Below are 21,432 nucleotides of genomic sequence, written 5' to 3'. Positions count from 1 at the left end.
AGTAGGTGCCGCCCCGCACAGGGGCAACGCCTGCGCCGCGAGGCGCTAACGAAGAGCCGCCTGCACAGGCAAACAAGGACCAGCCGCGAGGCGCTAACGAAACGCCGCCGGCAGAGGCAAACAAGAACCAGCCGCGAGGCACCACCCCGCCCCCCGCGCAGGGACAAACCACAAAAACACCACCCCCTGAGCCAAACCCCCAAACCCTGTAAAATACGCCCCCATGGAAACATGGGCCCCCCACGTCACAGTCGCCGCCGTCATCGAGCGCGATGGCCGCTTCCTGCTAGTCGAGGAACACACGCCCGCCGGGCTGCGTCTCAATCAGCCGGCCGGCCATCTCGAAGCAGGCGAAACACTCGTCGAAGCAGCATCCCGCGAAACGCTAGAAGAATCGGCGCATCCGTTCGCACCCGACGCACTGGTTGGCATCTACATGACGCACTTCGAGCCGACAGCAGGCAGCAGCGACAGCACAGGCACCACGTACCTGCGCTTCACCTTCTGCGGGCAGGCTGCAGAAGCGCTGGATGAACGAGCACTCGATCCGGACATCGTCCGCACACTGTGGATGACCGCCGACGAGCTCCGCGCCTGTCCCGAACGGCATCGCACGCCGCTCGTGATGCGCTGCGTCGACGACTACCTCGCGGGCCGGCGTTTTCCGCTCGATCTCGTCCACACGCACGCGGTCGCGCCCTCCGCATCAAGCAAGTCAGGCAACCCATGAGCAAGCAGAAAGTCGTAGTAGGCATGTCGGGCGGCGTCGATTCGTCGGTCACCGCGTGGCTGCTCAAGGAGCAGGGGTACGACGTCGTCGGTCTCTTCATGAAGAACTGGGAAGATGACGACGACAGCGAATACTGCTCGACCCGCGAAGACTGGATCGACGTCGTCTCGGTCGCCGACCTGATCGGCATCGATGTCGAAGCCGTCAACTTCGCCGCCGAATACAAGGACCGCGTATTCGCCGAATTCCTGCGTGAGTACTCGGCCGGCCGCACCCCGAACCCCGATGTGCTCTGCAACGCGGAAATCAAGTTCAAGGCGTTCCTCGATCACGCGATGTCGCTCGGTGCGGAAACCATCGCTACCGGCCACTATGCGCGCGTGCGCGAAATCGACGGTCGCCATGAGCTGCTTAAAGCGAAGGACCTCACGAAAGACCAGTCGTACTTCCTGCATCGTCTGAACCAGGCGCAGTTGTCGCGCACGATGTTCCCGCTCGGCGAAATCCCGAAGACGAAGGTCCGCGAGATCGCCGAACAGATCGGTCTGCCGAACGCCAAGAAGAAAGACTCGACGGGCATCTGCTTCATCGGCGAACGGCCGTTCCGCGATTTCCTGAACCGCTATCTGCCGACCCAGCCAGGCCCGATGAAGACCCCCGACGGCGAACTGGTCGGCGAGCACATCGGTCTCGCGTTCTATACGTTCGGCCAGCGCAAGGGCATCGGCCTCGGCGGTAGCCGAGACGGCAGCGGCGAACCGTGGTTCGTCGCCGGCAAGGACATGGCGTCGAACACGCTGTACGTCGTGCAGGGCCACGATCATCCGTGGCTGCTGAGCCGTACGCTCGTCGCCGGCAACACGAGCTGGGTGGCAGGCCATGCGCCCGCGGAAGGCTTCGCGTGCGGTGCCAAGACGCGCTACCGCCAGGCCGACGCGGCATGCACATTCGGCGCAGCGGACGACAGCGGCCGCACCTTCGAACTGCATTTCGACGATCCCCAGTGGGCTGTCACACCGGGGCAATCCGCGGTGCTCTACGATGGCGACGTGTGCCTCGGCGGCGGCATCATCGAGCATGCAACGACGGCGCAGCCTGCTGTACGCCGGCCTCAGCAAGCAGCGCTATTGACCGCGCGCTGAGCTTCAGGAAGTTTCGTGCGCGGCAGCTTAACGGCGTGCCGCGCGCATCTGCGGTACGCTGCACCTTCACAACAAAATGAGCAGTCGTTCGTCCCACCCCGCAACGGATCCCTGCCGTACCCGAACCTGACGATCCCGCCGCGGGGACTCACTGCAACGGAGCCCCCATGTTTTATCGACGCTATCTGGCCATGTGGTGCGCGGTGCTACTGGTCGTCGCCTGTGCGGCGCTCGCCTCGCTGCATCATATTTCGTGGTTCTGGATCATCGTGCCGGTGCTGCTGGTCGGGCTCGGCATTTTCGATCTGACGCAGGAACACCACGCAATTCTGCGCAATTACCCGCTGTGGGGCCACTTCCGCTTCATGTTCGAGTTCATTCGTCCGGAGATCCGTCAGTACTTCATCGAGGACGACACCGACGAAAAACCGTTCTCGCGCGTACAGCGCAGCATCGTCTATCAACGCTCGAAGAACGAAGTCGACAGCCGTCCGTATGGCACCGAACTCGATGTGAAAGCAACCGGCCACGAATGGATCAGCCATTCGCTTGCGCCGACCAAAATCGACGGTCACGATTTTCGTATCCTGGTGGGCGGGACGCGCGAGCAGCCGTATTCGCTGTCGATCTTCAACGTGTCGGCGATGAGCTTCGGTTCGCTGTCGGCGAACGCGATCATGGCGCTGAATCTCGGCGCGAAGAAAGGCAATTTCGCGCACGACACGGGCGAAGGCTCGATGTCGAAGTATCACCGCGAGCACGGCGGCGACATCATCTGGGAAATCGCGTCGGGTTACTTCGGTTGCCGTAACGACGACGGTAGCTTCAACCCCGACAAATTCGCGAAGCAGGCGCACGAGCCGCAGGTGAAGATGATCGAGGTGAAGCTGTCGCAAGGCGCGAAGCCTGGGCACGGCGGTGTGCTGCCGGCCGCGAAGATCACGCCCGAAATCGCCGAAACGCGCGGTGTGCCGATGGGACGCGATTGCATCTCACCCGCTACCCATTCGGAGTTCTCGACACCGCGCGGGCTACTCGAATTCGTCGAACGGCTACGGCGTCTGTCCGGCGGCAAGCCGACCGGCTTCAAGTTGTGTATCGGCCATCCGTGGGAATTCTTCGGCATCGCGAAGGCCATGCTGGAAACGGGCATTCTGCCGGACTTCATCGTCGTCGACGGCGCGGAAGGCGGCACCGGCGCGGCGCCACTCGAATTCACCGATCACATCGGCGTGCCGCTGCAAGAAGGGCTGCTGCTCGTGCACAACACGCTCGTCGGCGCGGGGTTGCGCGATCGCATCCGGATCGGTGCGAGCGGCAAGATGATCACCGCCTTCGATATCGCCAAGACGCTCGCGATCGGCGCGGACTGGGTCAACGCGGCGCGCGGCTTCATGTTCGCGGTCGGTTGCATTCAGGCGCAGACCTGTCATACGGGCCGCTGTCCGACCGGCGTCGCGACGCAAGACCCGGTGCGCCAGCGCGCGGTCGTCGTGCCCGACAAGTCGGACCGCGTGTTCAGCTTCCATCACAACACGCTGCATGCGTTGCAGGAAATCATTCAGGCAGCGGGCTTGCATCACCCGTCGGACCTGCGTGCGCATCACATCGTGCGGCGCGTGTCGTCGCATGAAGTGCGGCTGATGTCCGATCTGCTCAAGTATCTCGAGCCGAACGATCTGATCAACGGAAATTACCGGTTCTCGCTCTACGAGAAGTGGTGGCCGGTGGCGCGCAGCGATTCGTTTGCGCCGGCGCTTGAGACCGCAACGGCCTGAGCGTTAATCCGGCAGCACGGGAAAATCGCCTGCGGCGTTGAGTTCGCTCTCAGGCGTTTTCCCCGCACAGCGACGAGCGGCCGCAGCGTGACCGCAACGGTCATGCTGCGGCGACGGCTTCAATCTGACGGAAAGCTATCGACGAACGACGGACGAAGCGCCAATTTCTGAAAGTGCTTGTCGAGATTCGGATGTGCTTCGCGCCAGTTGATCTCGGGCATCCGGAAGTCCAGATAACCAAGCGCGCAACCGAGCGCGATATCCGCCAGCGTGTAGTGATTGCCGGCGCACCACGTCTTGCTGCCGAGCCCCTGCGTCATCGCAATCAGACCTTCATCGATCTTGCGCTGCTGGCGTACAAGCCACGCATCGTCGCGACGGTCGGCAGGACGCAGCACATTTTCAAGGCGAATCAACACGGCTGCTTCGAGGATGCCGTCGGCGAGCGCCTCCCAGCAGCGCACTTCGACACGCTCCCGGCCCGACTGCGGAATCAGCTTGCCGACCGGCGACAGCGTATCGACGTACTCGCAGATCACGCGCGAGTCGAACACGGCCTCGCCGTCTTCCATGATCAGGCACGGCACCTTGCCGATCGGATTGAAGGTGTGAATGGTGGTATCCGGTGCCCAGACGTTCTCGAGCACCAGCTTGTAGTCGATCTTCTTTTCGGCGAGTACGATCCGCGCCTTGCGGACAAACGGGCTCGCCAGCGAACCGATGAGTTTCATCACATCTGCCTCGTATGGAATCCGGCGAAAGTATACGTTGGATATCGGTCGTCCAGACGACGGCGGGCGATCTTCCGGAAGCGCGCCCGCCGCAGCTGTGGGCGGATTGCAACATTGCCCTGGCGCGGACGGCCTGGCCAGACGGCCGGATGGCCAGGCCGCCCGGGCAAAAACAAAGCCGACACTCGGGCAAAAACCCAAACCCAGCCGATTGGCATAAACCCCATGCCAAGAGAAACCCCAGGCCGCCGGCCGGCTCTGGAATTTCGGTTAAAGTGGACACCCGTAGCCGTTGCACCAGCAAGCCGGCGGGCCTCGTCGGCAATTCACAGGAAGGTCGAGGAGGATTCAACGATGCACATCGGAGTGCCAGCCGAGACGCGCGCGCATGAAACCCGCGTCGCCGCGACGCCCGAGACCGTGAAGAAATACGTCGCGCAGGGCCATCGGGTCACGGTTCAGAGCGGTGCCGGTAACGGCGCCAGCTTTCCCGACGAGGCCTTCACCGCCGCCGGTGCCGAGATCGTCGATGTCGCCACCGCATTCGGCGCCGATCTCGTCCTCAAGGTCCAGTCCCCCACCGAAGCCGAACTCCCGCAGCTCAAACGCGGCGCCGTACTCGTCGGCATGCTCGATCCGTTCAATGCCGACAACGCCGCGAAACTTGCTGCGGCCGGCGTGACTGCGTTCGCGCTCGAAGCCGCGCCGCGTACCACGCGTGCACAAAGCCTCGATGTGCTGTCGTCGCAGGCGAACATCGCGGGCTACAAGGCCGTGCTGCTCGCCGCCACGCTGTATCCGCGCTTCATGCCAATGCTGATGACTGCCGCAGGCACCGTGAAGGCCGCCCGCGTGCTGATCCTTGGCGCGGGTGTCGCGGGTCTGCAGGCGATTGCCACGGCGAAGCGTCTCGGCTCGGTGATCGAAGCATCGGACGTGCGCCCGGCCGTGAAAGAGCAGATCGAATCGCTCGGTGCGAAATTCCTCGACGTGCCGTTTGAAACCGACGAGGAACGCGACGCCGCGCAAGGCGTCGGTGGCTATGCGCGGCCGATGCCGCCCAGCTGGCTCACGCGCCAGTCCGCACTCGTCCACGAACGCGCAAAGCAGGCCGACATCGTCATCAGCACCGCGTTGATCCCAGGGCGTCCCGCACCGACACTGATCTCCGTCGAAACCGTCCAGGCGATGAAGCCCGGCTCCGTGCTCGTCGATCTCGCGGCGGGCCGTGGCGCCGAGTACGAAGGGCGGCGTGGCGGCAACTGCCCGCTTACCGAGGCGGACCAGGTCGTGACGAAGCACGGCGTGCAGATCGTCGGCTACACGAACCTGGCGTCGATGGTCGCCGCCGATGCATCCTCGCTCTACGCACGCAACCTGCTCGATTTCCTGAAGCTGATCGTCACGAAAGAAGGCACCCTGAACATCGATCTCGCGGACGACATCGTCGCGGCCACGCTGCTGGCCCGCGACGGCGCCGTCACGCGCAAACCATAAAGAGGAGCGGCGATGGAAGTCATCAACCACACCGTGATCGACCTGATCATCTTCGTGCTGGCAATCTACGTCGGCTATCACGTCGTCTGGAACGTGACACCGGCCCTGCACACCCCGCTGATGGCCGTGACCAACGCGATCTCGGCGATCGTGATCGTCGGTGCGATGCTGGCGGCCGGGCTCACCATCGGCGGGCCGGGCAAGTTCTTCGGCACGCTGGCGGTACTGCTAGCAGCCGTCAACGTGTTCGGCGGCTTCCTTGTCACGCGACGAATGCTCGAGATGTTCCGCAAGAAGGAACCGAAGAAGCTCGCCAGCGCGGCCAAGGAGGGTGCGTAAATGAGTATCGACGTCGTTACGCTGCTGTACCTCGTCGCATCGGTGTGTTTCATCCAGGCGCTCAAGGGGCTGTCGAATCCGAAGAGCGCGCGCGCCGGTAACGTGTTCGGCATGACCGGGATGGCGATCGCGATCCTCACCACGGTTGCGCTGATCGTCAAACAGGCCGCGGTGCTCGGCTCGAACCTCACGCTCGGGCTGTCGCTGCTGCTGGGCGCGCTGGTCGTGGGCGGAGCGATCGGCGCGTTCGTCGCTGCGCGCGTCGAGATGACGAAGATGCCGGAACTCGTCGCGGCGATGCACTCGCTGATCGGTCTCGCCGCGGTCTGCATTGCGTATGCGGTGGTCTGCGAGCCGGCCGCGTTCGGGATCGGCATCGAGGATGCGCCCTATGCCGGCTTCCTGCCGTACGGCAACCGGATCGAGCTGTTCATCGGCACGTTCGTTGGCGCGATCACGTTCAGCGGCTCGGTGATTGCGTTCGGCAAGCTGTCGGGGAAGTACAAGTTCCGGCTGTTCCAGGGCGCGCCGGTCGTCTACGCGGGGCAGCATCTGCTGAACCTGATGCTCGCGATCGCGATGCTCGGCTTCGGCGTGATCTTCTTCCTGACGCAGGCCTGGTTGCCGTTCATCATCATGACGGTGATCGCGTTCGCGCTCGGGGTGCTGATCATCATTCCGATCGGCGGCGCGGATATGCCGGTGGTCGTGTCGATGCTCAACTCGTACTCGGGCTGGGCGGCGGCGGGGATCGGCTTCTCGCTGAACAACCCGATGCTGATCATCGCCGGGTCGCTGGTCGGCTCGTCGGGGGCGATCCTGTCGTACATCATGTGTCACGCGATGAACCGTTCGTTCTTCAACGTGCTGCTGGGCGGCTTCGGCGCCGAACCGGGCGCGGTGGCGGCCGGTGCGCAGGAACAGCGGCCGGTGAAGTCCGGTTCCGCCGACGACGCATCGTTCATGCTCGGCAACGCAGAAACCGTCGTGATCGTGCCGGGTTATGGACTTGCGGTGGCGCGTGCGCAGCATGCACTGAAGGAGCTCACCGACAAGCTGATCGCGAAGGGCATCGACGTGCGCTACGCGATCCACCCGGTGGCGGGGCGCATGCCGGGGCACATGAACGTGCTGCTCGCCGAAGCCGAAGTGCCGTACGACCTCGTGTTCGAGATGGAGGACATCAACAGCGAGTTCGGCCAGGTCGACGTGGTGCTCGTGCTTGGTGCGAACGACGTCGTGAATCCGGCTGCAAAGAACGATCCGAAGTCGCCGATCGCGGGCATGCCGATCATCGAGGCGTACAAGGCGCGCACGGTGATCGTCAATAAACGATCAATGGCCGCGGGCTACGCGGGCCTCGACAACGACCTGTTCTACATGGAGAAGACGATGATGGTCTTCGGCGATGCGAAGAAGGTCATCGAGGATATGGTCAAAGCGGTTGAATGAAGTGGCAACGGCGGCATGTCAACGTATCACCGGCTCGTTCGGTGCGTTGATGTGCCGCAGATAATCGGCGAGACGCCGGCCGCTCATATCCGGAAACGTCTCGAGCAATGCGACGCCGCCCATACGGGCGATGTCGAAATTGCGAAAGTCTTCGCGCAGTTCGCACCACGCGCCGACCATCCAGCGTCCACCCAGATAGATGAGCCCGAGCGGCCACACGCGCCGTTCCGTGTGCGCACCGAGCCGGTCGCGATACGGGAAGCTCACTACGTGGCGCGAATCGACCGCACGATGCAGCGCATCCACCTTCACGAAAAATTCCTGTTCGACATGAAACGACGGTGCGAATACCGCGAGGCGTTCGAGTGCTGCGCGCTTGTCGGCGGGCATTGCCGAGGCGATCTTCGCGAGCGCACTGCGCGCGCCGCCCGCAAAGCTCGCACCGCCCCATGATTCGAGTATCCGCGCGCCGGCTGCGAGCGCGGCCAGTTCTTCGGCGGTGAACGTAAGCGGCGGCAGACTGGCCGCGCGACTTAACCGATAGCCGATGCCCGCTTCGCCTTCGATCGGCACGCCCGACAGCTGCAGGTCGCGGACATCGCGATAGACGGTGCGCAGCGAGATGCCGAGCCAGTCGGCAAGCTGCTGCGCCGTAGTCAGGCGGCGCCCGCGCAGCAATTCGGCGATCTGGAACAGGCGGTCGGCGCGACGCGTCATCGGAGGGACAGGAGCGAGTGAACAGTCCTCCGATGATAGCGCCACGCCGGGCCCTGCAACCAACGCTTCTTCAGGCAAGCTTCAACGAATGCAGGCCGACGCGGTTGCCTTCGGTATCGATGAAAAAGCCAACGTAGCCGAAGTTGTTCGGCAACTCGACCGCCATGCCGTCCTTCTTGCCGCCCGCGCGCTCGACGCGCTCGAGTGCCTCCCGTACCGACGGCTCCGCGTTCAGATACACGAGCACGCCATCCGAAACGGGTTTGATTTCGCGCGGGTTATAGACGATGCAGCCGCCCGTTGCGCTTTCTTCGTGGCCGAATATGGCCATCGGCACGCCGCCCATCACTTCGCGCTGAAGCTGCGTGTCGAGCGCGGCTTCATAGAAGCGCGTCGCACGATTGAAGTCGGTGGACGGGATTTCGAACCAGGCGATGACGCGGCTCGCGGCGGCTGTTGCTACTGCAGCTTCTGTTGCGGTGCTCGTTGACATGACACTCTCCTTTGTCGACCGGAGTTAGCGCTTCAGCGCTTACTCCGGTCCCATGCGACGTTGCGGGATTGCAGTGGGCCGTGGACGGTGTCGGCGACACCGCTTGGCATGGAGAGGAGTGTGCGACCGGGCTACTGCCAGCGTGCTGTCAGTAGCCTCGGTGCCATCGAGCAGAAGGTGAGCCGTGCATCGGGTGATACAGCGGCGTTCTGTGGTGCCGTTTTCAGGCCGCAGGCGTGTCGCTAGCCGGGCGTTGACGGACGCTGCCGGCGATCAGATCGAAGCGGAACAACCGGCATTCGAGCGCACCGTTAAAGAGCGGCGTCTTGGTCGACTCGCGCAAGCGCAACTGGCCGGGCAGCTTGCGGTCGGAGGTCAGGATGAAGGCGTGCCAGCCGGTGAAGCGCTGCTTCAGCGAATCGCCGAGCGCCTTGAAAAACTCGCTGTCCGGCGGTGCGTCAGTGTGGACGCGGCGAAATCCGTCGTCGTCACGGGAATCGCGGGTATCACGTGCTTCGCGCGAATCACGGTCCTCGCGTCGGTCACGCCCGGTTTCGCGCACTTCACCGCGCGGGCCGCGACCACGCACTTCGATCCGTTCGCCATACGGCGGATTCGCGACGAGAATGCCCGGCGTCGCGACCGGCGCGCTCATGCCGCGCGCGTCGACCTGTTTGAGCACGATGCTGGGCAAGCCGGCACGCTGAAAATTCGCGCGAGCCTTGTCGAGCATGTCGCCGGAGATATCGCTGCCGAAAATCTGCAGATCCTTGCGCGACGACGCGGCCGCCTTCTTTGCATCGAGCGCGGCGGCCTTCAGACCTTGCCACACGCTCCGGTCGTACTGGCGCAGTTTCTCGAAGCCAAAGCGGCGCTCCGAACCCGGGGCTACGTTCAGTGCCACCTGCGCGGCTTCTGCGAGGAACGTGCCGCTGCCGCACATCGGATCGTAGAGTGGCGTGCCGGGCGTCCAGCCGGTCAGGCGCAGGATGCCCGCGGCAAGGTTCTCGCGCAGCGGAGCTGCGCCCTTGTCGAGCCGCCAGCCGCGTTTGAACAGCGGTTCGCCGGATGTGTCGAGGTACAGCGTGCAATCGGTGGCGGTGAGGAACGCGAAGACGCGCACGTCGGGCGCAGCGGTATCGACGTTCGGCCGTTCGCCGCTCACTTCGCGCAGGCGGTCGCAGATGGCGTCCTTGACCCGCAGTGTCGCGAATTCGAGGCTGCGCAGCGGCGACTTGATTGCCGTCACGTCGACGCGCAGCGTTTCGTTGGCCGAGAACCACTGCTCCCAGCGCTGTTCGAGCGCGAGCGCGTAGATGTCCTGCTCGCTGCGGTACGGCTGGTGCGCGAGCTTTAGCAGCACGCGGCTCGCGAGGCGCGAATGCAGGTTCGCCGCCATACCCGCGGCCCAGCCCCCGCGGAAGTGCACGCCGCCCGGCACCTGGGCGCCGGCCGTGAAAGGCGCGCCGTTCAGGTGGCGTGCGGCGATCTCGGCGAGTTCGGCGGCAAGCGCGGCTTCGAGGCCGCGCGGGCAGGGGAGGAAAAATTCGAAGGACATTGAGCGTGCCGGGAGGCGTTGAATAAGGCGCTATTGTACGCGGTCGGGGTGGGTGGGCCGGGTGCGTGGCGCGGGGTGCTGCGGCGTGCTACGTGCAGGACGGGCGACTCCACTGGCGCGGCGTGGCATCCTCGTCGGTGCGGCGTCTCCGTCGATGCGGCGCGAACGCAGGGCGCCCCTCTGCCGATGTGTCAGAGACACGGGCGCGACGCTCCGCGGTGGACTGCTGCCCGTCAGCCGCCAGCCCCTAGCCCGCCTCGCGCGAACGCCGCACCGGCCAGACGAGATCGAGCGGATGGCGCAGCACATGCCGCAAGAACGCCCCGCGCAGCGAGCGCACGTCCTTCGCGCGCAAGTCGCGTGAGCGCACCGCCATCAGAAACGCCAGCGCAAAGCTCACGGCGACGTTCAGCACCGCCATGCTGAATGTGCCGGCCAGCGCCCACCACAGCTCTGGCGTATGGAATGCGCCTTTACCGAGCACACCGAGCGCGACGCCGATCGAACCCGAACTGAGCGTGACGTGCCGCACTTCGAAGCCGAAGGCGAGCGCCGTGACGATTGCCGGAACGAGGCCGAGCATCAGGCCGAGCGTGAGGTTACCGATCACACCGGCGACATTCGAGCGACAGAACCCCGCGAGCCGCGTGGCGCCCGCGACGCCGAGGGTCATCCGCAGCCGCCGGTTGTAGGCGAGCGCGTCGCCGACCCGGTGCAGCACGAACCAGTTGTCGGCCCAGCCCGCGAGCAGGCTCGACGACCACAGCAGCACGCCGGTCAGCGCCGCGTAGAACGGCGTCGGGCCGAGCAGCGAGAACGAATGCAAGGTTGCGTGGGCCTTTTCCGGCGAGATCAGATTCGCGCCGAAGACGCCGTGCCACAGCAACTGCACGACGAGGCACACGGGAAACACGACCGCGACATTGCCGAACACCGCCGCCGATTGCGTACGGATCAGCGCGACCACCGACGCGACGAAGTTATCCATGCCTTCGCGCGTGCCGGTCCCGTCGAGTTCGCGCGCGAGCGTCGGCGCCGTCATCGCGGGCTGCTTGGTGGCGAGCGAGAAGTGCAGGAAGTGCATCAGCAGGAAGCTCGCCGCGTAGTTGATGCCGGCGAGCAGTCCTTCGAACATCGATTGCAGATGCGCGCCCGTGATTGCGAATTTCACGCAGACCGTGACGACGGTCACGAGGCCGCCGCCGGCCGCCATACGCAGCATCTTCAGATACTCGGCGCGATCGCGCGCGATGTAGTGCTCGCCGGTGTCCGCGCTGTACTCGACGACCTTGCGTGCGAGCAGCGAGAAATTGCTGCGCAACAGATGCGCCACGCTCTGGCTTGCGTGATTCGCGTTGACGAGTTCGGCGACGAGGCGTGCGCCTGCGTGCAGGTCGTCGGCGGCCATCCAGGCATCGAGCAGCAACTCGGCGCGCACGATGCGCATGCGCATCCGCTCGACCTGGAAGACGATGTCGACGCTGACACCGTTGCGGTAGAGGTGCGAAAAGACGTTGTCGGTGGCGATCCGGCATTCGTCGAGCAGGATGCGCAGATAGTTGACTTCGTGCAGTAGCCGGGCTGCTTCTGTGCTGGTGCTCGCATCGTCGGTGGCTGCCTCGACGGCGTGATGCGCGGCTTCGACCGCGAGCATCGCGCGGGTGAGCCGGTAGAACGGTTGCTTTTCGAGTGCCTTGCGAACGTCGAGCGCATCGGACGCATCGGTATCGCCGAGGCGACTGCGGACAGTCTGCGACAACCCCGTCGAACTGATCTGGCAGGTCAGGTTATGCATCGCCGCGAGCAGATCGAGCGACAGTGCGCCGCCGGGCTGCAGGTTTGCCTCGCTGGATTCGTAGTCGAACAGATCGCGAATGCGCGCGAGCAGATCGGCAGGCAATGACGAAATCCATTCGGCGTCCTGCTGCGACGTGAACATCAGCGTGAACAGCGCCGACAGTTCGCGGCGATTCGGCGCGGGTGGAATCAACGACGATTGCGCGCGCTCGAACAGCGCGCCGAAGAAACCCGAATGCACCGGCATACCGGCGTCGCACAGCAGCGAGATGCCGTCGCTTTCGCGCAGCACGGCACGCAGGATACCCGCGACGTTGGTCTTCCACGCAGGGTTGCGATCGAGCACGTGCAGCAGGTAGCGCACGCGCGTATGCGCGGGGATGGGGCGCGGCTCGTCGTCGGCGATCTCGGAGGTAGTGGATGCGTCGGTCTGCAGACTGCCGCCGCGATGCAGCCAATGCGCGAGTTCGATCAGCCATTCGCTGCGCTCGGCGTAGGGCGCATTCATGTCCGCGATCGCGAGCAGCGCATCGAGTTGATGGCCGCCGTTGCGCGAGGCACGCCATTTTTTCAGGAACGTGTTGAGGGAACGAAGCATGGGTCAGGGCGTGTCGAGCATGGTGGGCGGTGGGGGCGGGCGAACGAACGGTGCGCTCGCCTGTGCCCCCGGCACTGTTCCTAGCCGCTCACCCCGCGAGCTGTGTCCGCCGATGCACCGGTCGACGCAGGCAGCGGGCACGGCACTGTGACGGGCTGCACGTTGGCCGGTGCCGTCGCACCTTTCTTTGCTGACGCTGACGTTGAAGCAGACGCAACACGCGGTTGCGGCGCAGCCGCAAGCGCACCGACGGCCGTGGCGATCTGCGCGGACATGTCTTGCACCGCGCGCCGGTGACCGTCGACGAGCGCGTCGTAGCCACCCGTCACCGGTTCGCTGATCACACTGCGGCAGGTCATCACGGCCTGCGTGCGCACCGCGCGCACGCTCCACACCGCGTCGATCAGCGCATGCGAACCGGGCCACGATTCGAAGCGCTGCACGTTCACGCTGACGCGGTACACGGGCACGCCGTCGGGATAGGCGGTGCCGGCTACGTCGATGGTGCCGAGCCGTTGCGTCAGATCGACCGATAGCGCACGCCGGATCTCGTCGCCGGGCAGCGAGGCCCAGCGCGTCTGCTCGAGCACGTCGACCTGGTTCGCGCCGCTCTGCACGACGAACGACGTTTTCGCGACCTGCGCCGGCACATCGACGGGCGGTACTTCGATCAGAAACTGCGCGTGCGTCGCGCTGCGAGCGGGCGCCGTGGTCGCGTCGGAGCCGAGCGTATAGAAGCGGCTTGGCGGCGACGAACAGCCGGCGAGCGCTACCAGTCCGGCACACACCGCGATACCGCCGACCGTACGCAGCGAACGTGACGAACTCGAGAACAGGCCGGGAAGCCAGGTTTGCGTCATGGTTTATCTCCTGGTTTGCCGCGCAACAGCGATTCGGGATGACGCTCCAGATAATCCGACAGCGCGTTCAGCGACTGCAGCGTGCGGGTCAGTTCCTGCAACGCCTGGTGCACGTCGGACTGCAATGGCGAATCCTGCTGCAGCGTTGCCTCTGCCGAACTGAAGGTGTGCTTCGCGGCCGACAGCGTGTCGCGCGCCTCAGGCACCACTTCGGTGTTGAGTCGCGAGAACAACTGGTCGGCGTTTTTCAGCGAGCTGTTCAGATTCGTGCCGATCTCATCGAACGGTATCTTGTCGAGCTTCTTCGCGATATCGGCGACCTGCAGTTGCAGTTCATCGAGCGTGTTCGGAATGGTCGGTATCTCGACCGGATCGCGCGACACGTCGATGGTGGCAGGCGCAACCTTCGGGAACAGATCGAGTGCCACGTACAGCTGGCTCGTGATCAGGTTACCCGTGCGCAACTGGCCGCGCAGTCCGTGCTGCACGAGACGCTGCAACAGATCGCGGCTCGCCGGTGTGCCCGCCGCGGGCACGGTGCCGCCCGCGCGCTTGCTCAAGCGGTCCGGATACAGGTTCATCGTGACCGGCATCGTGAAGTTGCGCGCCTTCGGATCGTATTCGACGCCGATCGCGGTCACCTGGCCGAGCACGATGCCGCGGAAGTCGACCTGTGCACCCACCGACAGCCCGCGCAGCGACTGGTTGAAGTTCATCACGACACGCACCGGCGGGCCGTCCGGCTCGCGCATGGCGTCGGCTTCGTCGGCGCCGAGGCGGAACGTGGCGTTGTCGACTGCCTGCTGGCCGATCGGTTGCCCCGACGGCGACTGGAACGCGAGGCCGCCGGTAATCACGGTCGCGAGCGACTGCGTGTTCAGCGTGAAGCCGCTCGAATCGAGCCGCAGATCGACACCGCTCGCATGCCACCAGCGCGAATTCGTGCCGACGTATTGATCGTACGGCGCGCTGACGAATACCTGGATCGTGACGCCGGTGCCTTCCTTGTCGAGCGAGAAGCCGACCACCTGACCCACCTGCACACGCCGGTAGTAAACCGGCGAACCGATGTCGATCGAGCCGAGCGATTCGCCACGCAACGTGAAGCGGTGGCCGCGCTGATCGCCGGTGACAGGCGGCGGCGTTTCGAGGCCGGTATAGAGCTTCTGCGTGTCCTGCGAGTGACCCGCATCGACACCGATGTAAGCGCCGGAAAGCAGCGTATTGAGGCCCGAGACGCCGCTCGTGCCGACCCGCGGACGCACGACCCAGAAACGCGTGTCCTTCACCGCGAAGTCTTCGGCTTCCTTGGTGAGTTGCACGACGACTTCGACCTGCGTGTGATTGTTGATCAGCTTGATCGTTTTCACTTCGCCGATGTCGACGTCCTTGTACTTGACCTTGGTCTTGCCGGGCTCGAGCCCTTCGGCGGAGCTGAACAGGATCGAGATGGTCGGCCCGCGGTCGACGACCGACTTGACGACGAGCGCGATGCCGATCAGCGCGGCGATCAGCGGAATGACCCAGACGAGCGACGGTAACCAGGTCCGGCGCGGTTCGATGTCGGGCTCAGGCAGGTCGGGCGGAACGATGGGGCCTTGCGGGCTAGTCATGGTTGGGGTCCTGAGCGGTAGTTCCGGTACGGCGTTTGGCGGCGTTAGCGTTGGTGTTGTCGGGCCGTTTTGCGTTATCGATGTGGTCCCAGATGAGACGCGGATCGAACTGCATCGAGGCCAGCATCGTCAGGATCACGACCGAGCCGAACGCCAGTGCGCCCGGCCCCGCGGTGATCACGGCAAGCGACTTGAAGCGCACGAGCGCGACCGTCAGCGTAATCACGAATACGTCGAGCATCGACCACCGGCCGATGCGCTCGACGATCCGGTACAGCTTGGTGCGCTCGTGCGGCCGCCAGGTGGAGCGGCGCTGCGCGGTGACGGTGAGCAGCAGCAGCACCGACAGCTTCAGCATCGGCACGAGAATGCTCGCGACGAACACGATGACGGCAAGCGGCCAGTCGCCCGAGGTCCAGAAGAAGACCACGCCGCTCATGATCGTGTCGTCCTCGGAGCCGACGAGCGACGAGGTGTGCATGATCGGCAGCAGGTTCGCCGGAATATACAGCAACGCGGCGGCGATCAGCAGCGCCCACGTGCGCATCAGGCTATCGGGGTTGCGCCGGTGCAGGACCGCGCCGCAACGCGGGCAGTGTTGCGGGACCACCGAGCGCACGCGCTGCGACACGCGTCCACACGCGTGACAGGCGACCAGACCGGCGCGCGACGCCGTGAGGTATTTCATCGGCGGCTCATCCCTGGCGCGGCGTGGCCGGCGCGGGTGCGCTGGCCGGGTTGTTTGCCACTGCGGGCAGCCCTGGACGACCCGGATGGGCCGGCCGTTTGCGGCGCGGCGCGGGACGCGCGCGCAGATCGTCGACGACGTCCCACAGCGTGCGTGGGTCGAATGTGACGACGACGGCGAGCATCAGCGTCAACGCACCGAACGCGAATAGCGCGGCCTCGGGCATCACGCGCGCGAGGCTCACCATCTTCACGATCGTCACCAGTACGCCGAGCATGAACACTTCGATCATGCCCCACGGCCGCACGAACTGGATCGCGCGCAGCACCAGGTTGAAGCCTGGCGGCACATGGCCCCGGCGCACCGGGATGAGGATGTAGAGCAGTGCGACGAGTTCGGTGAGCGGAAACAGCGTCGTCGCGCAGAACACGATGACGGCCACGATCTCCATGTTTTCGTCCCACAGCGCGACGAGCGCGCCGAACAGGCTCGTCTGCGACGTGATGCCGTTGGTTTCGAGTTCGACGATCGGAAAGCCCTGCGCGATCAGGAACGTGATCAGCGCGGCAATGGTCAGTGCCGTGATGCTGTCGAGCCGGCCCGAGACGCCCCGGTACAGTGTTGCCCCGCAGCGTGGACAGCGTGCGGTGGCGCGGCCGGATAACCGCGGTTTGCGAAACAGTGTGTCGCACTCGTGGCACGCAATCAGGTGTTGGTCATGTTCCATGCGGGCTGAAAGGCAAACGACGTGAATGGGGACACGCGCTGCCGGGATCTCCGGCAAGCAGTGGGGCAATAGTACCAAACGCGCCTGTGGCGGGCATTTGCGGCGGGTGAGCGAAACTTTTCTGCTGGCCCTCCTTCAGTAATTTTGCAGACCGACCCGGTTCGGACAGTGGACCTCCCTCATCGTTCCAGTTCCGCTGCGGCTTGCCGGACGCCGCTACGGCGGCGTTTTTGGTACATACCGGCTTTTACGGCTTGCGGTAGCATGGCGGCCTTAGTGCACGTTGCGTGCCTGACCCATGCGTCGCGCATCGGGAATAACAGTACCTGCTGAATCGTTTAACTCTTTTAGCCTGCCTCGAGCCGCCATGCCTCACGACCCTTCATTCGCCTCACGCGAGTCGTATACGCGCACAGCGATTGCGTTTCACTGGCTGATTGCGCTGCTTATCGTCTGCGGTTTCGCGCTCGGCTGGGTAATGACCGATATCCCCGGTTTCACGCCGACCAAGCTGCGCTATTTCTCGTGGCATAAATGGATCGGTGTGACGGTGTTCGCGCTGGCCGTGCTGCGCATCCTGTGGCGCGCAACCCATGCAGCGCCCCCGCTGCCGCGCGAGACGCCGATGTGGCAGCGCGGTGCCGCGCACGCGGTGCACGGGCTGCTCTATGTGCTGATGGTGGCGATTCCGGTGTCGGGTTATCTGTACAGCTCGGCGGCAAACGTGCCGGTCGTGTATCTCGGCCTGATACCGTTGCCCCGGCTGATCGCCCCCGATCCCACTTTGAAGGTTCTGCTGAAAACGGTCCACGTGACGTTGAATTACGGACTGCTCGCACTCGTGGTGATGCACGTTGGCGCGGCGCTCAAACATCAATGGCTGGACCGCGACGGGCTGTTGTCGCGGATGATCCCTTTCCTCAAATAAGGACGACCATGAAGGTTTCGTTTTATCGATACATGCTCGCGGCGTTTGCCGCCGCGTCATTGACCGCTGCCGGCAGCGCGTATGCGCAGGTCGACGTGACGAAGAGCACGATCACCGCGATCTCGACGCAGATGAACGTGCCGGTGGAAGGCAAGTTCACTAAATTCACCGCCCAGGTATCGTTCGATCCGGCCAAGCCGGCGGCGGGCAGTGCGCAGTTCACGATCGACGTCGGCAGCTACGATCTCGGCGACGCGTCTTACAACGACCAGGTGCGCGGTAAGGACTGGTTCGACACGAAGACCTATCCGAGCGCGACGTTCGTTTCCAGCGCGATCGCGGCGGCCGGCGGTAACCAGTTCAAGGTGACCGGCAAGCTGACCATCAAGGGCAAGTCGCAGACCGTCGTCGTACCCGTGACGGTCACGCAGCAGGGCGCGACGCAGACCTTCGACGGTTCGCTGCCGATCAAGCGTTCGCAGTTCGACATCGGGACGGGCGAGTGGAAGGACACGTCGGTGGTCGCCGACGCGGTGACGATCAAGTTTCACATCGTCGCGGCACATAAGTAAGCGCAGTCGTTTGCTATAACCGAAAGCACCGCACTACACGCGGTGCGCTTTCATCAAAGAAGGAGCATCACTTGAAAAAGACCCTCTTGATCGCTGCTGGCGCACTCGCGGCGTCGCTGTCGTTTGGCGCATTTGCTGCTGATACCTATCAGCTCGATCCGTCGCATACCGCCCCGAGTTTCGAGGCCGATCACTTCGGTGGCCTGTCGGTGTGGCGCGGCAAGTTCACGAAGAGCTCGGGCACGGTCACGCTCGATCGCGCGGCGAAGACCGGCACGGTTGACGTAACGGTCGACCTCTCGTCGGTGCAGATCGGCAATGCCAAGCTCGACGCCGAACTGGTCAGCGACAAGTTCTTCGACGTCGCGAAATTCCCGACGGCAACTTACAAGGGCACGCAGATCCGCTTCGACGGCGACAAGCCTGTCGAAGTGATCGGCGCGCTGACACTGCATGGTGTGACCAAGCCGCTGAACCTCGAGATCGATTCGTTCAAGTGCATCCAGCATCCGATGCTCAAGCGCGAAGTGTGCGGCGTCGAAGCGGAAGGCACGTTTAACCGCGACGACTTCGGTGTCGACTACGGTAAGACGTACGGTTTCAAGATGGCAACGAAGCTGCACATTCAGGCTGAAGGCATCAAGCAGTAAGTCGCAGGACGGTTTTGTGTAGAAACCGCTTCGAGCGCTGCGGCGCCGAAGCGGTTTTTTTATGGCCTCGCCGGAGACGGGCGGATACAAGGAAGTACTCGCGCAGCTTTAATTTTTGCGGTAAATAGTGCGTTGACGCCCGACTGTTGTGCGTGCAACCAGTCGCGGCCCGCGAGGCGATCTTGACCGCCCGCATTACATAATTCGCGCGCGACGGAGATCTGCATGAGTGCAACGACAGCAGCAAACCCTGCGGCGGTGCGCCGCGGCACGTGGCGCGCGGTGGTCGCCGCGTCGATCGGCAACGCGCTGGAGTGGTTCGACCTCGTGGTGTACGGTTTTTTCGCCGTCATCATCTCGAAGCTTTTCTTTCCGACCGGCAACGACACGGTCTCGCTGCTGCTCACGCTCGGCACGTTCGGCGTGTCGTTCGTCATGCGCCCGCTCGGTGCGATCGTGCTGGGCGCGTACGCGGACCGCGTCGGCCGCAAGGCGGCGCTCACGCTGTCCATCCTGCTGATGATGATCGGCACGCTGATCATCGCCATCCTTCCGACCTACGAGACCATCGGCGTCGCCGCTCCGTTGATCCTCGTCGCCGCACGGCTGATGCAGGGTTTTTCCGCGGGCGGCGAGTTCGGCAGCGCGACTGCGTTTCTGGCCGAGCACGTGCCGGGAAGGCGCGGATTTTTCGCGAGCTGGCAGGTCGCGAGCCAGGGGCTGACCACCTTGCTCGCAGCCGGATTCGGCGCGGTGCTGACCGGTGAACTGTCGCCGGAACAGATGGCTTCATGGGGCTGGCGCGTGCCGTTCTTCTTCGGGCTGCTGATCGGCCCGGTCGCGTGGTACATCCGCACGAAGCTCGACGAAACGCCCGAATTTCTCGCTGCCGAGACCACCGATACCCCGTTGCGCGACACGTTCGCGAGTCAGAAGCTGCGGCTTCTCATCGCGATCGGGATCGTGGTGCTCGGCACCGTGTCGACGTATCTGGTGCTGTTCATGCCGACGTATGGCGTCAAGCAGCTGGGGCTCGCGCCGTCGGTGGCGTTCCAGGCGATCGCGTTGACCGGTGTGATCCAGCTCGTGTTTTCGCCGCTGGTCGGACATCTGTCGGATCGCTATGGACGCACGTCGATCATGCTGATATCGGCGGTACTGCTGCTCGTGCTGATCTATCCGGCGTTCGCGTGGCTCGTCGCGAATCCGACCTTCGGTGCGCTGATCGTCGTGCAGGTCGTGCTCGGTTTTCTGATGACCGGTTACTTCGCGGCACTGCCCGGCCTGCTGTCGGAAATCTTCCCGGTGCAGACGCGCACAACCGGCATGTCGCTCGCGTATAACATCGCGGTGACGATCTTCGGCGGGTTCGGGCCGTTCATCATCGCGTGGCTGATTCGCGCAGCCGATACGAAAGTTGCGCCGAGCTTCTATATGATCTTTGCTGCGCTGGTGAGTCTGGTTGCGCTGATTGCTGCGCGGCGCAAGCTGGGATTCAGCTAGTCGGGCAGGGCGCCGTAAACGACAAAGGCCGGTTCGAATGAACCGGCCTTTGCGTTTTAGCCTTGCAGCCTCAGATAGATCGCATCGCAGCGCTTAAACCTGCGCACCCGCATTCGGATCGTTCGGATCGTGGCTTTCCTTCTTTTCCTTCAGCAGATCTTCCCGCTTCACGCCGAGCCACATCGCGAGCGCAGCGGCAACGAACACCGACGAATAGATACCGAACAGAATACCGACCGTCAGCGCCAGCGCGAAGTAGTGCAGCGTCGGACCGCCAAACAGGAACATCGACAGCACCATCATCTGCGTACTGCCGTGAGTGATGATCGTGCGCGACATCGTGCTGGTGATTGCGTGGTTGATGACTTCGACCACGGTCATCTTGCGTTCGCGGCGGAAGGTCTCGCGAATCCGGTCGAAGATAACGACCGATTCGTTCACCGAGTAGCCGAGCACCGCCAGCACCGCGGCGAGCACCGACAACGAGAACTCCCACTGGAAAAACGCGAAGAAGCCGAGAATGATCACCACGTCGTGCAGGTTGGCGATCACGCCGGCCACCGCGTACTTCCACTCGAAGCGGAACGACAGGTACAGCACGATGCCGATGACCACGCAGGCGAGCGCGAGCAGGCCGTCGGTGGCGAGTTCCTTGCCGACCTGCGGGCCGACGAACTGCACACTGCGCAACTCTGCCTGCGCGTCGGCGCCCTTCAGGGCGCCCATCACCTGGTCGCTCTGTTGCGCGGACGTGAGGCCCTGCTTGGCCGGCAGGCGGATCAGGATGTCGCGCGAGGTGCCGAAGTTCTGCACCTGCGCGTCGGCGTAACCGAGCTTGCCGAGCGTAGCGCGCACGGGTTCGAGCACGACCGCCTGCGGATACTGCACCTCGATCACAGTGCCGCCGGTGAATTCCACCGACAGATGCAGCCCGCGATGCAGCAGGAAGAACACGGCAGCGGCGAACGTGAGCAGCGAGATCGTGTTGAACAGCAACGCCCGCTGCATAAGCGGCAGGTCTTTACGGATGCGGAAAAATTCCATGGTGTGTTTCTCCGG

Annotated in this window: 20 protein-coding genes; 10 read left to right on the top strand and 10 right to left on the bottom strand. The window is 64.1% G+C overall.

Annotation, left to right across the window (positions count from 1 at the left end; translation table 11 throughout):
- Nucleotides 1-223 precede the first annotated feature (223 nt).
- The 3 genes from M0D65_RS02820 to M0D65_RS02810 all read left to right on the top strand — a co-directional run bounded on the left by M0D65_RS02820 (nucleotide 224) and on the right by M0D65_RS02810 (nucleotide 3,650).
- Nucleotides 224-730 carry an NUDIX hydrolase gene (locus M0D65_RS02820; protein WP_266250950.1) on the top strand — a complete coding sequence of 169 codons (507 nt, stop codon included), beginning with the start codon at nucleotides 224-226 and terminating at the stop codon, nucleotides 728-730.
- Nucleotides 727-1,872, top strand: a complete 1,146-nt coding sequence (gene mnmA / locus M0D65_RS02815; protein ID WP_266250948.1) for a tRNA 2-thiouridine(34) synthase MnmA — start codon at nucleotides 727-729, stop codon at nucleotides 1,870-1,872. Before M0D65_RS02820 ends, mnmA begins: the two co-directional genes overlap by 4 nt.
- 167 nt (nucleotides 1,873-2,039) lie before the next feature.
- Nucleotides 2,040-3,650: an FMN-binding glutamate synthase family protein gene (locus M0D65_RS02810; protein ID WP_266250946.1), complete on the top strand. Its 1,611-nt coding sequence runs from the start codon at nucleotides 2,040-2,042 to the stop codon at nucleotides 3,648-3,650.
- 119 nt (nucleotides 3,651-3,769) lie between these two features.
- Here the strand turns inward: M0D65_RS02810 and M0D65_RS02805 are convergent, their stop codons facing one another.
- The gene (locus M0D65_RS02805) at nucleotides 3,770-4,381 is read right to left on the bottom strand and encodes a glutathione S-transferase C-terminal domain-containing protein (protein ID WP_266251190.1); all 612 of its coding nucleotides are present in this window, start codon (nucleotides 4,379-4,381) and stop codon (nucleotides 3,770-3,772) included.
- A gap of 354 nt (nucleotides 4,382-4,735) precedes the next feature.
- Between M0D65_RS02805 and M0D65_RS02800 the strand changes: the two genes are divergently transcribed.
- Genes M0D65_RS02800 through M0D65_RS02790 form a run of 3 tightly spaced genes read left to right on the top strand, consistent with a single transcriptional unit; the run spans nucleotide 4,736 to nucleotide 7,669 of the window.
- Nucleotides 4,736-5,878 (top strand): Re/Si-specific NAD(P)(+) transhydrogenase subunit alpha, encoded by a 1,143-nt coding sequence (locus tag M0D65_RS02800; RefSeq protein WP_266250944.1) that lies wholly within the window; start codon nucleotides 4,736-4,738, stop codon nucleotides 5,876-5,878.
- A 12-nt stretch (nucleotides 5,879-5,890) separates the two neighbouring features.
- Nucleotides 5,891-6,217 (top strand): NAD(P) transhydrogenase subunit alpha, encoded by a 327-nt coding sequence (locus M0D65_RS02795; protein ID WP_091009957.1) that lies wholly within the window; start codon nucleotides 5,891-5,893, stop codon nucleotides 6,215-6,217.
- Nucleotides 6,218-7,669, top strand: a complete 1,452-nt coding sequence (locus M0D65_RS02790) for an NAD(P)(+) transhydrogenase (Re/Si-specific) subunit beta (RefSeq protein ID WP_266250942.1) — start codon at nucleotides 6,218-6,220, stop codon at nucleotides 7,667-7,669.
- An 18-nt stretch (nucleotides 7,670-7,687) separates the two neighbouring features.
- Here M0D65_RS02790 and M0D65_RS02785 read toward each other — a convergent pair whose 3' ends face one another.
- The 8 genes from M0D65_RS02785 to M0D65_RS02750 all read right to left on the bottom strand — a co-directional run bounded on the left by M0D65_RS02785 (nucleotide 7,688) and on the right by M0D65_RS02750 (nucleotide 16,720).
- Nucleotides 7,688-8,386 carry a YafY family protein gene (locus M0D65_RS02785; RefSeq protein ID WP_266250941.1) on the bottom strand — a complete coding sequence of 233 codons (699 nt, stop codon included), beginning with the start codon at nucleotides 8,384-8,386 and terminating at the stop codon, nucleotides 7,688-7,690.
- 70 nt (nucleotides 8,387-8,456) lie between these two features.
- Nucleotides 8,457-8,879, bottom strand: coding sequence for a VOC family protein (locus M0D65_RS02780; RefSeq protein WP_091009962.1), 423 nt, complete (start codon nucleotides 8,877-8,879; stop codon nucleotides 8,457-8,459).
- Between the two features lie 223 nt (nucleotides 8,880-9,102).
- Complete coding sequence (locus M0D65_RS02775) at nucleotides 9,103-10,437, bottom strand: class I SAM-dependent RNA methyltransferase (RefSeq protein WP_266250938.1); 1,335 nt, start codon at nucleotides 10,435-10,437, stop codon at nucleotides 9,103-9,105.
- 247 nt (nucleotides 10,438-10,684) lie between these two features.
- On the bottom strand, nucleotides 10,685-12,832 hold the full coding sequence (locus M0D65_RS02770) for a site-specific recombinase (RefSeq protein WP_266250936.1): 2,148 nt from the start codon (nucleotides 12,830-12,832) through the stop codon (nucleotides 10,685-10,687).
- Nucleotides 12,833-12,912: 80 nt separating this feature from the next.
- Nucleotides 12,913-13,692: a membrane integrity-associated transporter subunit PqiC gene (locus M0D65_RS02765; protein ID WP_266250934.1), complete on the bottom strand. Its 780-nt coding sequence runs from the start codon at nucleotides 13,690-13,692 to the stop codon at nucleotides 12,913-12,915.
- Nucleotides 13,689-15,305 (bottom strand): intermembrane transport protein PqiB, encoded by a 1,617-nt coding sequence (locus M0D65_RS02760; RefSeq protein ID WP_091009968.1) that lies wholly within the window; start codon nucleotides 15,303-15,305, stop codon nucleotides 13,689-13,691. The genes M0D65_RS02765 and M0D65_RS02760 overlap by 4 nt, the downstream gene beginning before the upstream one ends.
- Nucleotides 15,298-15,993: a paraquat-inducible protein A gene (locus M0D65_RS02755; protein ID WP_266250931.1), complete on the bottom strand. Its 696-nt coding sequence runs from the start codon at nucleotides 15,991-15,993 to the stop codon at nucleotides 15,298-15,300. The genes M0D65_RS02760 and M0D65_RS02755 overlap by 8 nt, the downstream gene beginning before the upstream one ends.
- A gap of 7 nt (nucleotides 15,994-16,000) precedes the next feature.
- Nucleotides 16,001-16,720, bottom strand: coding sequence for a paraquat-inducible protein A (locus tag M0D65_RS02750; protein WP_266250929.1), 720 nt, complete (start codon nucleotides 16,718-16,720; stop codon nucleotides 16,001-16,003).
- A gap of 367 nt (nucleotides 16,721-17,087) precedes the next feature.
- On the opposite strand from M0D65_RS02750, the gene M0D65_RS02745 reads away from it, so the two are divergent.
- The 4 genes from M0D65_RS02745 (at nucleotide 17,088) to M0D65_RS02730 (ending at nucleotide 20,373) form a co-directional block, all read left to right on the top strand.
- Nucleotides 17,088-17,648: a cytochrome b gene (locus M0D65_RS02745; protein ID WP_266250927.1), complete on the top strand. Its 561-nt coding sequence runs from the start codon at nucleotides 17,088-17,090 to the stop codon at nucleotides 17,646-17,648.
- Between the two features lie 8 nt (nucleotides 17,649-17,656).
- Nucleotides 17,657-18,220 carry a YceI family protein gene (locus M0D65_RS02740; RefSeq protein ID WP_091009976.1) on the top strand — a complete coding sequence of 188 codons (564 nt, stop codon included), beginning with the start codon at nucleotides 17,657-17,659 and terminating at the stop codon, nucleotides 18,218-18,220.
- 71 nt (nucleotides 18,221-18,291) lie between these two features.
- Entirely contained in the window at nucleotides 18,292-18,870 is a 579-nt protein-coding gene (locus tag M0D65_RS02735) for a YceI family protein (RefSeq protein ID WP_266250924.1), read from the top strand.
- Between the two features lie 225 nt (nucleotides 18,871-19,095).
- Nucleotides 19,096-20,373, top strand: a complete 1,278-nt coding sequence (locus tag M0D65_RS02730) for an MFS transporter (protein WP_266250922.1) — start codon at nucleotides 19,096-19,098, stop codon at nucleotides 20,371-20,373.
- Nucleotides 20,374-20,466: 93 nt separating this feature from the next.
- Here M0D65_RS02730 and secF read toward each other — a convergent pair whose 3' ends face one another.
- Entirely contained in the window at nucleotides 20,467-21,417 is a 951-nt protein-coding gene (secF, locus tag M0D65_RS02725; protein ID WP_091009981.1) for a protein translocase subunit SecF, read from the bottom strand.
- Between the last annotated feature and the right edge of the window lie 15 nt (nucleotides 21,418-21,432).

Source organism: Paraburkholderia sp. CHISQ3 (assembly GCF_030464945.1).
Classification (GTDB): domain Bacteria; phylum Pseudomonadota; class Gammaproteobacteria; order Burkholderiales; family Burkholderiaceae; genus Paraburkholderia; species Paraburkholderia megapolitana.
Note: the sequence above shows the minus strand (reverse complement) of the source record. Positions and strands in the feature narration are given on the sequence as shown.